Origin of the sequence: Streptomyces sp. NPDC050674, assembly GCF_040654575.1 — a bacterium.
GTDB lineage: Bacteria > Actinomycetota > Actinomycetes > Streptomycetales > Streptomycetaceae > Streptomyces.
In genome coordinates this window covers 1-12,986 of the sequence record NZ_JBFAIG010000004.1, presented here as the reverse complement: position 1 = coordinate 12,986, position 12,986 = coordinate 1, and the positions used below count along the sequence as shown (strand labels likewise).

Genomic DNA, 12,986 nt, shown 5'->3' with positions numbered 1-12,986 from the left:
GGGCTCATGTGACCTGCGGCCCAGGTGGTGGCAAGGCATTACCCGACAGCATCGTTATCGGCGATCGCGCGCTCGACGCCGCGAACGCGTACCACCGACGAGGGGGAACAGCAGGTGAGTTTGACGGCCTCCGGGGCGACCGGCACGACCGGCGGAGCGGGCACCGGAGCTCCTTCCGGGGCGGGTAACGGGTTCGGATTCTGCCGAGTCACCATCGCGGCGCCTGACAGCCGTATCGACGTTGCGCTGCCCGACGACGTGTCAGTCGTCGACCTCTATCCGGAGATCCTGCGGCTCTCCCGGCAGAGCCCCGCCGAGGGCGCCCCGGTCGGTTACCACCTCGTGCGCCGGGACGGCACCGTCCTCGACGGGTCCCGCTCCTTCGCCGCCCAGCGCATCCTCGACGGCGAGTTGCTGGCACTGCGTCCGTTCGCAGAGTCGCTGCCGCCTGCGGTCCACGACGATGTGTCCGAGGCGGTCGCCTCCGCTGTGACCGAGGACCGCACGCTGTGGAGCGGCACCCTCACCCGTGCCGCCGGTCTGGTCGCCGGCGGGATCCTGCCTGCGTTGCTTGCGTTCGTGGTCTGGAGTTCAGAAATCCGCCACGACATGAACAGCCTCCAGGGCGTCTTGGCCGCCGTCACGGGCCTCCTCCTCATCACCATTTCGTGCGTCCGCGCGCGGGTCTACGACGACCGCGGATCTGCCGTCGCCCTGGGCCTGGGTGCCCTGCCGAACATCGCAGTGGCCGGCTCCGGACTGCTCCCGCTGTCGGAGGGGCAGGGCATCGGACGCCTGCAGTTCTTGCTCGCGTGCGCGGCCGTCCTCGTCGCCGCACTGGTCCTCACGCTGGTGTCACCCAGCGGAGACAGCCCGTTCGTGGCGTTTGTGTTCGCCTCCGGGATCGGCCTGCTGACCACATTCGTCGCGGTGCTCACGCAGCTGAAGCCCATCGAGACGGCCGCCGTCTGCGCGCCGCTCGCGGTCTGTGCCCTTGCCTTCCTGCCGGGTCTGTCCATGCGCTTCGCCAGGCTGCCGATCGGCTTCGAACCGCCCAACCCGGGCCGTGGCTACACCACCGAGGAGCCCACCGGTCAGCACGAGCCCGTTGACGTCCGGCGCATCGCCACCCAGGTCCGCCGCGGACACGAACTCCTGGTCGGTCTGGTCGGCGGCTGCGCGATCGTCACGGTTGGAGCGTCCATCGTCCTCGGCTTCTCCGACGACGTGTGGGCGCAGTTCCTCTCTCTCGCCACAGGTATCGCCATGCTGATGCGCGCCCACCTGTTCCGTTACACCGCGCAGGTCGGCGCCACACTTGCCGCCGGTCTCGCCGCCCTCGTCTTCCTCGGCCTCGGGCTCGCCCTGAACCCGCCCGTGGAATTCCTGCGCGACGCGATCCAGGGTGACACCGCCGGCCTCGACATCCGCTCGGTGTGGCTTGCGGCCGCGATCGCCGCGACCGCCGGCCTGCTGATGTCGATCGGGCTGATCGCACCGCGCAGCGGAGTCACTCCCTTCTGGGGGCGCTTCATGGAGATCGCCGAGACGTTCATCTTGCTGACGCTGGTCCCGCTGACCCTCGCCGTGTTTGACGTGTACGCGTCCGCGCGGTCCATGGCCGGTAACTGAACCGCCGTCTGCGCCGACCATGGAAGGAATCGCCCAGCGTGAGCTTCGGCGAGCCCTGTCCGTGTTCACCGGTCTTCCGTGGCGGCTGACCGGCAGCGCAGGAGGCGTCGTACGGTCCTGCTCACCGTCGTCGCAGTCGCAGCGTTGACGTCGTCCGCCGCCGTGTGGCCCTCCCGTGGCGCGCCTGCTGGTGTCCTGCTCGTTGAGCGCGCGTGACCCGGACAGGGGTCACGCGCGCTTGCCCACTACTGCGCGGAGCCCGGCTCGAGATCGAACTCCCCGTCCCGCGCCCCCAGCACGAACGCCCGCCACTCCGCCTCCGTGTAGCGCAGCACCGTCCCCGGGTCGAGCGACGACCGCATCGCCACCGCCCCCTCGGGCAGGTAGGCGATCTCGACCCGCTCCTCGTGGTCCTCGGTGCCCGGCGCGCTGTGCCACTCGACACCGGAGATGTCGAGGGCGTAGAGCTCGTCCCGCTCCCGCTCCTTGCGTGCCTTGATCTCCTCAGCCGTCTCCGCCATGCCGCAGCGACCCCTTCCCGACGTACGAACGATCCGAATCTGCTCACCCTAGTGGCCCCCTCCGCCCCGGCCGGGCGGTTCGCGGGACCAGGGCAAAGAGGACCCGGACCGCCTGGTACCCTGGTGGACGGCCGTTTGTGTACGCACCCCCGGAGCGCCGCTCTGGAGGCCGCGCTCAGCGGATCCCCGCCTCCCGAGTAACGGAAGCTCCCCCGAGACCAAGACCGGGGGCACTCGGTGGCCATCACAGACTACGAGGAGTACGCGTGCCGCTCGACGCCGCTACGAAGAAGCAGATCATCAGCGAGTTCGGTCAGAAGGAGGGCGACACCGGCTCCCCCGAGGTCCAGGTCGCCATGCTCTCGCGCCGGATCTCGGACCTGACCGAGCACCTCAAGACCCACAAGCACGACCACCACTCCCGCCGTGGTCTGCTGATCCTCGTGGGTCAGCGTCGCCGCCTTCTCCAGTACCTGGCGAAGAAGGACATCCAGCGCTTCCGCGCGCTGGTCGACCGCCTCGGCATCCGCCGCGGTGCGGCGGGCGCCAAGTAAGACGCCGTGAGGGGAGCGGTTCCCGAAGGAAAGGGGACCGCTCCCTTTGCTGTACGTGCGGAGTGTCACCACTGCTTTGTAGTGTGGTAGCACAACGCAATACGGACGACACAGCACGACAAGAAGAGGAGAGGCGCACCCAGCCGCCGCCGGTCCTCGGTAGTGGCCCCCGGGGGAAGCGAGCCCGGGTGCTTCGATCGAAGACCGGCCCGCACAGCCCGGCGCGCTTCTCCGCAACCGTCTCCCCGCCACACGGGCCGGGAGACGAGGACGAGGAGACATCACTAGTGGAGAACGAGACCCACTACGCCGAGGCCGTCATCGACAATGGCGCCTTCGGCACCCGCACCATCCGCTTCGAGACGGGCCGCCTGGCCAAGCAGGCCGCCGGCTCCGCCGTGGCGTACCTGGACGACGACACCATGGTGCTGTCGGCCACCACCGCCTCCAAGAACCCCAAGGACCAGCTCGACTTCTTCCCCCTCACGGTGGACGTCGAGGAGCGGATGTACGCCGCCGGCAAGATCCCCGGCAGCTTCTTCCGCCGTGAGGGCCGCCCCTCCGAGGACGCGATCCTCACCTGCCGCCTGATCGACCGCCCGCTGCGCCCCTCCTTCAAGAAGGGCCTGCGCAACGAGATCCAGGTCGTCGCCACGATCATGGCGCTCAACCCCGACCACCTGTACGACGTCGTCGCGATCAACGCGGCCTCCGCGTCCACGCAGCTGGCCGGCCTGCCCTTCTCCGGTCCGATCGGCGGCGTCCGCGTCGCGCTGATCAACAACCAGTGGGTGGCCTTCCCGACGCACTCCGAGCTCGAGGACGCCGTCTTCGACATGGTCGTCGCGGGCCGCACCCTGGAGGACGGCGACGTCGCGATCATGATGGTCGAGGCCGAGGCCACCGAGAAGACCATCCAGCTGGTCAAGGGCGGTGCCGAGGCGCCGACCGAAGAGGTCGTCGCCGCCGGTCTGGAAGCCGCGAAGCCCTTCATCAAGGTGCTCTGCAAGGCCCAGGCCGACCTCGCCGCCAAGGCCGCCAAGCCCACCGGCGAGTTCCCGATCTTCCTCGACTACCAGGACGACGTCCTGGAGGCGCTCACCGCGGCCGTCAAGCCCGAGCTTGCCCAGGCGCTCACCATCGCCGCCAAGCAGGAGCGCGAGGCCGAGCTGGACCGCGTCAAGCAGCTTGCCGCCGAGAAGCTCCTGCCGGAGTTCGAGGGCCGCGAGAAGGAGATCTCCGCCGCGTACCGTTCGCTGACCAAGACCCTGGTCCGTGAGCGCGTCATCAAGGAGAAGAAGCGCATCGACGGCCGCGGTGTCACCGACATCCGCACCCTGGCCGCCGAGGTCGAGGCCATCCCGCGGGTCCACGGCTCCGCCGTGTTCGAGCGTGGCGAGACCCAGATCCTGGGCGTCACCACCCTGAACATGCTGCGCATGGAGCAGCAGCTGGACACCCTCTCCCCGGTGACCCGCAAGCGCTACATGCACAACTACAACTTCCCGCCGTACTCCACCGGCGAGACCGGCCGCGTCGGCTCCCCGAAGCGCCGCGAGATCGGCCACGGCGCCCTCGCCGAGCGCGCCCTGATCCCGGTCCTGCCGACGCGCGAGGAGTTCCCCTACGCGATCCGCCAGGTCTCCGAGGCGCTCAGCTCCAACGGCTCGACGTCCATGGGCTCGGTCTGCGCCTCCACCATGTCGCTGCTGAACGCCGGTGTGCCGCTGAAGGCCCCCGTCGCCGGTATCGCCATGGGCCTGATCTCCCAGGAGATCGAGGGCGAGACGCACTACGTCACCCTCACCGACATCCTCGGTGCGGAGGACGCCTTCGGCGACATGGACTTCAAGGTCGCCGGCACCAAGGAGTTCGTCACCGCCCTCCAGCTCGACACCAAGCTGGACGGCATCCCCGCCTCCGTCCTGGCCGCGGCCCTCAAGCAGGCCCGTGACGCCCGCCTCCACATCCTCGACGTGATGATGGAAGCGATCGACACGCCGGACGAGATGTCCCCGAACGCCCCGCGGATCATCACCGTCAAGATCCCCGTGGACAAGATCGGCGAGGTCATCGGCCCCAAGGGCAAGATGATCAACCAGATCCAGGAGGACACCGGCGCCGACATCACGATCGAGGACGACGGCACCATCTACATCGGCGCGGTCGACGGACCGTCCGCCGAGGCCGCCCGCACCACGATCAACGGCATCGCCAACCCGACCATGCCGGAGGTCGGCGAGCGCTACCTGGGCACGGTCGTGAAGACGACCACCTTCGGCGCGTTCGTGTCGCTGCTCCCGGGCAAGGACGGTCTGCTGCACATCTCGCAGATCCGCAAGCTGGCCGGCGGCAAGCGCGTGGAGAACGTCGAGGACGTCCTCGGTGTGGGCCACAAGGTCCAGGTCGAGATCGCCGAGATCGACTCCCGCGGCAAGCTCTCCCTGATCCCGGTCATCGAGGGCGAGGACGGCGACGAGACGAAGGACGACGGCGACAAGTGACGTCCCGCGGTTTCCAGGCGACGGCCCGCACCTCTTCGGAGGCGCGGGCCGTCGCCCGTACCCAAACCCTCATCAAGGGCGAGAACGGCATCGGCACGGTCCGCAAGACCACCCTCCCCGGCGGCCTGCGCATCGTCACCGAGACCCTGCCCTCGGTCCGCTCCGCGACCTTCGGCATCTGGGCGCACGTCGGCTCCCGCGACGAGACCCCGGCGCTGAACGGCGCCACGCACTACCTGGAGCACCTGCTCTTCAAGGGCACCGGCCGCAGGTCCGCCCTGGACATCTCCTCCGCGCTGGACGCGGTCGGCGGCGAGATGAACGCGTTCACGGCGAAGGAGTACACGTGCTACTACGCACGCGTGCTCGACAACGACCTGCCGCTCGCCATCGACGTCGTCTGCGACATGCTGACCGGCTCGCTCATCCGCGAGGAGGACGTCGACGTCGAGCGCGGCGCCATCCTCGAAGAGATCGCCATGACCGAGGACGACCCGGGCGACTGCGTGCACGACCTGTTCGCGCACACGATGTTCGGCGACAACGCCCTCGGCCGCCCGGTCCTCGGCACGGTCGACACGGTCAACGCCCTCACCGCCGACCGCATCCGCCGCTTCTACAAGAAGCACTACGACCCCACCCACCTGGTCGTCGCCTGCGCCGGCAACATCGACCACGCCAAGGTCGTACGGCAGGTCCGCGCCGCCTTCGACAAGGCCGGTGCCTTCAAGGACCTCACCGCCGACCCCGTCGCTCCGCGCGGCGGCAAGCGAGCCCTGCGCACGGCGGGCAAGGTCGAGCTGGTGGGCCGCAAGACCGAGCAGGCGCACGTCGTGCTCGGCATGCCGGGCCTGTCCCGCACCGACGAGCGGCGCTGGGCCCTCGGCGTGCTGAACACCGCCCTCGGCGGCGGCATGTCCTCCCGGCTGTTCCAGGAGGTCCGCGAGAAGCGCGGCCTGGCCTACAGCGTGTACTCGTACACCTCGGGCTTCGCCGACTGCGGCCTGTTCGGCGTGTACGCGGGCTGCCGCCCGTCACAGGTGCACGACGTGCTCAAGATCTGCCGCGACGAACTCGACCAGGTCGCCGAGCACGGCCTGTCCGACGAGGAGATCGGGCGGGCGATCGGCCAGCTCCAGGGGTCCACGGTCCTCGGCCTGGAGGACACCGGCGCGCTGATGAACCGTATCGGCAAGAGCGAGCTGTGCTGGGGCGAGCAGATGTCCGTCGACGACATGCTCGCCCGGATAACGTCGGTCACCCCGGACGACGTCCGTGAGGTAGCCCGCGAGATCCTGGGACGGCGGCCCTCCCTGTCGGTCATCGGCCCGCTGAAGGACAAACAGGCGGCCCGTCTGCACGACGCCGTCGCCTGACCACCCCCTGGTGAAGGAAGCACAAGAGATGAGCAAGCTGCGCGTGGCGGTCCTCGGCGCCAAGGGCCGGATCGGCTCGGAAGCCGTGCGGGCCGTCGAAGCCGCCGACGACATGGAACTGGTCGCCGCCCTCGGCCGGGGCGACTCGCTGGAGACGCTGACCGACTCCGGCGCCCAGGTCGCGGTCGAACTGACCACGCCCGACTCGGTCATGGCCAACCTCGACTTCTGTGTCGGCCACGGCATCCACGCGGTCGTCGGCACCACCGGCTGGACCGAGGAGCGCCTCGCGCAGTTGAACGGCTGGCTGTCCGCCTCCCCGGAGACGGGCGTGCTCATCGCGCCGAACTTCTCCATCGGGGCCGTCCTCACCATGAAGTTCGCGCAGCTCGCGGCCCCCTATTTCGAGTCCGTCGAGGTCGTCGAGCTGCACCACCCGAACAAGGTGGACGCCCCCTCCGGCACCGCCACCCGCACCGCCCAGCTCATCGCCGAGGCCCGCCGCGCCGCCGGCACCGCCCCGGCCCCCGACGCCACGACCACCGCCCTCGACGGTGCCCGCGGCGCCGACGTCGACGGCGTTCCGGTCCACGCCGTCCGGCTGCGCGGTCTGCTCGCCCACCAGGAGGTCCTGCTCGGCGCCGAGGGCGAGACCCTCACCGTCCGGCACGACTCGCTCCACCACAGCAGCTTCATGCCGGGCATCCTGCTCGGCGCCCGCCGCGTGGTGAGCACCCCCGGCGTGACGTTCGGCCTGGAACACTTCCTGGACCTGAACTGAGCCCCTGACCGTCATGCGCGCGAAGCTCACCTACGCCCTCACCGCCGCCGTCCTGGTCGTCTACTTCGTCCTGGTCGGCAGCCGCGGCGTCCTGCTCATCGAGGTCGGCACGCCTCTCACCGTCACCTTCGGTGTCGCCGTGCTGATCCTGCCGGTCATCGGCCTGTGGTTCCTGTGGAAGAACACCCAGTTCGCCCGCAAGGCCAACCGACTCGCCGCCGAACTCGACGCCGAGGGCGGGCTGCCCGTCGACGAACTGCGGCGCACCCCCGGCGGGCGCATCGACCGCGACTCGGCCGACGAAGTCTTCGCCAAGCGCAAGGCCGAGACGGAGGACGCCCCCGACGACTGGCGCACCTGGTTCCGCCTGGCCGTCGCCTACCACGACGCCCGCGACACCCCGCGGGCCCGCAAGGCGATGCAGCGCGCGATCGCCCTGCACGACGGCAAGCAGCCCGAGACCGCCTGAACCCACCCCACGCATGCCGATGGGGCCGGACCGTGCGACACGGTCCGGCCCCATCGGCACGAGGTCGAGGGCGTCAGCGCGGGCCGTACTCGGCGGCCCACGCCTCGACCGAGTCCGCCGCCCGGTCGAAGGCCTCGGTGCGGCCCAGGAAGTCCGCGTTGTGCGTCGTCATCAGCGGCAGCGGACCGGCGGCGTCGCCCTGCCGTCCGAGCAGCAGCGCTTGCCCCTGCACGGTCCGGGGCAGTCCCAGCCAGCGCACCGGCTGCTGCACCGTGCGCACGGAGGCGACCTGCTCCCAGGACGCCGTACGCGTCGTGAGGAAACCGACGTGCCGCACCCCGCGCGCACTGACCCACACGCCCACGCGCAGCAACCGCAGTGCCGCGGCGATGACGAGCAGCGCGAGGCCGAACACCACCGCCGCCGACGCCAGTTGAGCCGTCACGGCGATGATGACCGCCGCGAACAGCACGAACGAGGCGAGCAGCAGCGCGAGCGCCGCCGCCGCGACGCGGTACGGCCCGGGCCGGTACGGCCGCCGCCAGAGGTCACGGTCGTCGTAGGGCAGCGGAACGTCGTCCGCCGCCTCGAAAACGCGGTCGGCCGTCAGGAAGGGCAGGGGCACGGCGGGTCCTCACTCGATCCATGCGTGGGCTGTGCCCGGTGAGGCTACCGATCTGTGTCCCCGGTCACCACTGGCGGGGGGCCGGATGGAGTCACCGCGCGTGCGGCGCGGTTCAGCGGCTCTCGGACGCCTGCGACTGCTGAGGCTGATCAGCCGTCTTGGCGGGCGTCAGCGCGGGCGTCCCGATGACCAGGGACCCCACGAGGCCCGCCACGATGGTGAGGCCCAGCAGCCAACGGCCGGCCAGCTCACCGACGGACGACCGCTCGGGCGGTGGGGGAGTGACATTGCTGCGGAACCTGTCGGCTTCGGCGACGAAGGCAAACGGTACGGGTTCACGCCGACCGAACATCAGGGGTGCGTCTCCTTCGAGGGTGGAACGGATCACTTTCGTCTGTAGAGACGAACGAACTCCCTCAGAGGTGCCCTGTTTCACCGACTTCATTGCGGCACGCCACCGATCGTGCCGAATCGGCCGCGCCGTAGAGTGGCGTCGCCACACGACGAGATGGGAAGGCCCTGCCAACCGTGACCGACACCCCCGCCGACGACCTCAAGCCCAGCTTCCGCAGCGACGTCACCGTCGAGCTGGTCAAGCACACCGCGTCCGACGCGGACGTCCTCTTCGCCGCCCGCGTCTCGACCCTCGGCGAGCAGTCCCTGGACGAGCTGAAGAAGGACCCCGAGCGCTCCAAGGGCCTGATCAACTACCTGATGCGGGACCGGCACGGCAGCCCCTTCGAGCACAACTCGATGACGTTCCTCATCAGCGCCCCGATCTTCGTCTTCCGCGAGTTCATGCGGCACCGCGTCGGCTGGTCGTACAACGAGGAGTCCGGTCGTTACCGGGAGCTCCAGCCCGTCTTCTACGTCCCGGACGAGTCCCGCAAGCTGGTCCAGGAGGGCCGCCCGGGCAAGTACGTCTTCGTCGAGGGCACCCAGGCCCAGCAGGAACTGACCGGCCGTGTCATGGAGGACTCGTACCGCCAGGCGTACGAGGCCTATCAGGAGATGCTGGCCGCCGGCGTCGCCCGCGAGGTAGCCCGTTCGGTCCTGCCGGTCGGCCTGTACTCCTCGATGTACGCCACCTGCAACGCCCGCTCGCTGATGCACTTCCTCGGCCTGCGCACCCAGCACGAGCTGGCCAAGGTGCCGTCCTTCCCGCAGCGCGAGATCGAGATGGTCGGCGAGAAGATGGAGGCCGAGTGGGCCCGCCTCATGCCGCTCACCTACGCCGCCTTCAACGCGAACGGACGCGTGGCGCCGTAGTGCGCCCCGAGCCCGGTCAGGTACAGATGTGCGGTTCAGCCGCACGAAGTGTCCGTATTGCGGCATTTAGAGAAGTTCATCTAGCCTGATCAAACGGGTCCGGCACTGCTTGAACCCCCGAGCAGGCAGTGCCGGGCTCCACCTATGTCATGACTTGCCGCCCGCCCCGCGGGCAGACCCGGTCCTGAGCAACGAGTAGCGTGTAACCCATGGCTCCGACCTCGACTCCGCAGACCCCCTTCGGGCGGGTCCTCACCGCCATGGTCACGCCCTTCACGGCGGACGGCGCACTCGACCTCGACGGCGCTCAGCGACTCGCCACCCACCTGGTGGACGCAGGCAACGACGGCCTGGTCATCAACGGCACCACCGGCGAGTCCCCGACCACCAGCGACGCGGAGAAAGCGGATCTCGTACGAGCGGTCCTGGAAGCGGTCGGAGACCGGGCCCACGTGGTGGCCGGAGTCGGCACCAACGACACCCACCACAGCATCGAACTCGCCCGCGCGGCCGAGCGCACCGGCGCACACGGCCTGCTCGTGGTGACCCCGTACTACAACAAGCCCCCGCAGGAAGGCCTCTACCGGCACTTCAGGGCCGTCGCCGACACCACCGGCCTCCCGGTGATGCTCTACGACATCCCCGGCCGCAGCGGCGTCCCGATCAACACCGAGACGCTCGTCCGCCTCGCCGAGCACCCGCGGATCGTCGCCAACAAGGACGCCAAGGGCGACCTCGGCCGCGCCAGCTGGGCCATCGCCCGCTCCGGCCTGGCCTGGTACTCCGGCGACGACATGCTGAACCTGCCCCTGCTGTCGGTCGGTGCGGTCGGCTTCGTCTCGGTCGTCGGCCACGTCGTCACCCCCGAGCTGCGCGCTCTGGTCGAGGCGTACACCTCGGGCGACGTCCAGAAGGCCACCGAGATTCACCAGAAGCTGCTCGCCGTCTACACGGGTATGTTCCGCACCCAGGGCGTGATGACCACCAAGGCGGCGCTCGCCTTGCAGGGACTCCCCGGCGGCCCGCTGCGCGCCCCCATGGTCGAATGCGCGCCCGAAGAGATCGAGCAGCTCAAGCTCGATCTTGCAGCTGGCGGGGTACAGCTCTGACAACGGACTTCGCGCGGCTCCCGCGCATTTGCTTCACAACCGAATACTTCACAACCGAATAAGCGGGCCACCGGTGCCCGCACCCCACACACAACTGCTCATGCACGAACGTCACGCGCGCCACGTGCCCCACCGGTACGTGGCGTGTGTGGTGAGGAGAGTCTTTTGAGTCATCCGCATCCCGAACTGCGCACGCCCCCGCCGCTCTCCGAAGGCGGCCTGCGTGTCACCCCGCTCGGCGGGCTCGGCGAGATCGGCCGGAACATGACGGTCTTCGAATACGGCGGCCGCCTCCTGATCGTCGACTGCGGAGTGCTCTTCCCGGAGGAGGAGCAGCCCGGAATCGACCTGATCCTGCCGGACTTCTCGTCCATCAGGGACCGCCTCGACGACATCGAGGGCATCGTGCTCACGCACGGCCACGAGGACCACATCGGCGGTGTCCCCTTCCTCCTGCGGGAGAAGCCGGACATCCCGCTGATCGGCTCCAAGCTGACCCTCGCCCTCATCGAGGCCAAGCTCCAGGAGCACCGCATCCGCCCCTACACCCTCGAGGTGGTGGAGGGGCACCGCGAGCGCATCGGCCCCTTCGACTGCGAGTTCATCGCGGTCAACCACTCCATCCCGGACGCGCTGGCCGTGGCCATCCGCACCCCGGCGGGCATGGTCGTCCACACCGGCGACTTCAAGATGGACCAGCTCCCGCTGGACAGCCGCCTCACGGACCTCCACGCCTTCGCACGTCTGAGCGAGGAGGGTATCGACCTCCTCCTCTCCGACTCGACGAACGCCGAGGTGCCGGGGTTCGTCCCGCCGGAGCGGGAGATCTCCAACGTCCTGCGCCAGGTCTTCGCCGGCGCCCGCAAGCGGATCATCGTCGCGAGCTTCGCCAGCCATGTGCACCGCATCCAGCAGATCCTGGACGCGGCGCACGAGTACGGCCGCCGCGTGGCCTTCGTCGGCCGCTCCATGGTCCGCAACATGGGCATCGCCCGGGACCTGGGCTATCTGAAGGTCCCGCCGGGCCTGGTCGTGGACGTCAAGACGCTCGACGACCTCCCCGACAGCGAGGTGGTCCTGGTCTGCACGGGCTCCCAGGGCGAACCGATGGCGGCCCTGTCCCGCATGGCCAACCGGGACCACCAGATCCGCATCGTCCAGGGCGACACGGTGATCCTGGCGTCGTCCCTCATCCCCGGCAACGAGAACGCGGTCTACCGCGTGATCAACGGCCTCACCCGCTGGGGCGCCAACGTGGTCCACAAGGGCAACGCCAAGGTCCACGTCTCCGGCCACGCCTCCGCGGGCGAGCTGCTGTACTTCTACAACATCTGCCGCCCCAAGAACCTGATGCCGGTGCACGGCGAATGGCGGCATCTGCGTGCCAACGCCGAGCTGGGCGCCCTCACCGGCGTCCCGCACGACCGCATCGTCATCGCCGAGGACGGTGTCGCCGTCGACCTTGTCGAGGGCAAGGCCAAGATCTCCGGCAAGGTCCAGGCGGGCTACGTCTACGTCGACGGCCTCTCGGTCGGCGACGTGGGTGAGCCGGCCCTCAAGGACCGCAGGATCCTCGGTGACGAGGGCATCATCTCGGTGTTCGTGGTCATCGACTCGTCCACCGGGAAGATCACCGGCGGCCCGCACATCCAGGCCCGCGGCTCGGGCATCGAGGACTCCGCCTTCAGCGACGTCGCGCCCAGGATCACGGAGGTGCTCGAACGCTCCGCCCAGGACGGCGTGGTCGAGCCCCACCAGCTCCAGCAGCTCGTGCGCCGCACGCTGGGGAAGTGGGTCTCGGACAACTACCGGCGCCGGCCGATGATCCTGCCCGTCGTGGTGGAGGTCTGACGGACCGTCGGGCCTGGGACCAGGCCAACTGGGAGCGGGGCGCCTCGATTTGCATCGAGGCGCCCCGCTCCACTAGGTTTACAACTCCTCCCGACGGGGCACCCGGGCCACTCAGGTTCCAGGGACCATGCCCAGCCGGGGAGGAAATTCCGACTCAGAACTTCTGATAAAGTCGGAACCGCCGGAAAGGGAAACGCGAAAGCGAGAACCTGGAAAGCACCGAGGAAATCGGATCGGAAAGATCTGATAGAGTCGGAAACGCAAGACCGAAGGGAAGCCCGGAGGAAAGCCCGAG

The 12,986-nt window shown here is 69.3% G+C and carries 12 protein-coding genes; 9 read left to right on the top strand and 3 right to left on the bottom strand.

What is annotated here, in order from left to right; genetic code table 11:
- The first annotated feature begins 114 nt into the window (after positions 1-114).
- Positions 115-1,632 carry a type VII secretion integral membrane protein EccD gene (gene eccD, locus AB0I06_RS08790; RefSeq protein WP_363118323.1) on the top strand — a complete coding sequence of 506 codons (1,518 nt, stop codon included), beginning with the start codon at positions 115-117 and terminating at the stop codon, positions 1,630-1,632.
- Positions 1,633-1,877: 245 nt separating this feature from the next.
- Here the strand turns inward: eccD and AB0I06_RS08785 are convergent, their stop codons facing one another.
- Complete coding sequence (locus tag AB0I06_RS08785; RefSeq protein ID WP_363118059.1) at positions 1,878-2,153, bottom strand: DUF397 domain-containing protein; 276 nt, start codon at positions 2,151-2,153, stop codon at positions 1,878-1,880.
- 266 nt (positions 2,154-2,419) lie between these two features.
- On the opposite strand from AB0I06_RS08785, the gene rpsO reads away from it, so the two are divergent.
- The 5 genes from rpsO (at position 2,420) to AB0I06_RS08760 (ending at position 7,837) form a co-directional block, all read left to right on the top strand.
- Positions 2,420-2,707 (top strand): 30S ribosomal protein S15, encoded by a 288-nt coding sequence (gene rpsO, locus AB0I06_RS08780; RefSeq protein ID WP_015657483.1) that lies wholly within the window; start codon positions 2,420-2,422, stop codon positions 2,705-2,707.
- Between the two features lie 287 nt (positions 2,708-2,994).
- Entirely contained in the window at positions 2,995-5,211 is a 2,217-nt protein-coding gene (locus tag AB0I06_RS08775) for a polyribonucleotide nucleotidyltransferase (protein WP_363118058.1), read from the top strand.
- Positions 5,208-6,587 carry a pitrilysin family protein gene (locus AB0I06_RS08770; protein WP_363118057.1) on the top strand — a complete coding sequence of 460 codons (1,380 nt, stop codon included), beginning with the start codon at positions 5,208-5,210 and terminating at the stop codon, positions 6,585-6,587. Before AB0I06_RS08775 ends, AB0I06_RS08770 begins: the two co-directional genes overlap by 4 nt.
- A 28-nt stretch (positions 6,588-6,615) precedes the next feature.
- Positions 6,616-7,368: a 4-hydroxy-tetrahydrodipicolinate reductase gene (dapB, locus tag AB0I06_RS08765; RefSeq protein ID WP_363118056.1), complete on the top strand. Its 753-nt coding sequence runs from the start codon at positions 6,616-6,618 to the stop codon at positions 7,366-7,368.
- 13 nt (positions 7,369-7,381) lie between these two features.
- Positions 7,382-7,837 (top strand): hypothetical protein, encoded by a 456-nt coding sequence (locus tag AB0I06_RS08760; RefSeq protein ID WP_363118055.1) that lies wholly within the window; start codon positions 7,382-7,384, stop codon positions 7,835-7,837.
- Between the two features lie 73 nt (positions 7,838-7,910).
- Here the strand turns inward: AB0I06_RS08760 and AB0I06_RS08755 are convergent, their stop codons facing one another.
- A complete protein-coding gene (locus AB0I06_RS08755) occupies positions 7,911-8,462 on the bottom strand; it encodes a hypothetical protein (RefSeq protein ID WP_363118054.1) in 552 nt (183 codons plus the stop codon).
- A 112-nt stretch (positions 8,463-8,574) separates the two neighbouring features.
- A complete protein-coding gene (locus AB0I06_RS08750; protein WP_363118053.1) occupies positions 8,575-8,814 on the bottom strand; it encodes a hypothetical protein in 240 nt (79 codons plus the stop codon).
- Positions 8,815-8,990: 176 nt separating this feature from the next.
- On the opposite strand from AB0I06_RS08750, the gene thyX reads away from it, so the two are divergent.
- The 3 genes from thyX to AB0I06_RS08735 all read left to right on the top strand — a co-directional run bounded on the left by thyX (position 8,991) and on the right by AB0I06_RS08735 (position 12,691).
- Positions 8,991-9,731 (top strand): FAD-dependent thymidylate synthase, encoded by a 741-nt coding sequence (gene thyX, locus AB0I06_RS08745; protein ID WP_363118052.1) that lies wholly within the window; start codon positions 8,991-8,993, stop codon positions 9,729-9,731.
- A 209-nt stretch (positions 9,732-9,940) separates the two neighbouring features.
- Positions 9,941-10,840 carry a 4-hydroxy-tetrahydrodipicolinate synthase gene (gene dapA / locus AB0I06_RS08740; protein WP_363118051.1) on the top strand — a complete coding sequence of 300 codons (900 nt, stop codon included), beginning with the start codon at positions 9,941-9,943 and terminating at the stop codon, positions 10,838-10,840.
- A 165-nt stretch (positions 10,841-11,005) separates the two neighbouring features.
- The gene (locus tag AB0I06_RS08735; RefSeq protein ID WP_363118050.1) at positions 11,006-12,691 is read left to right on the top strand and encodes a ribonuclease J; all 1,686 of its coding nucleotides are present in this window, start codon (positions 11,006-11,008) and stop codon (positions 12,689-12,691) included.
- The last annotated feature ends 295 nt before the right edge of the window (positions 12,692-12,986 follow it).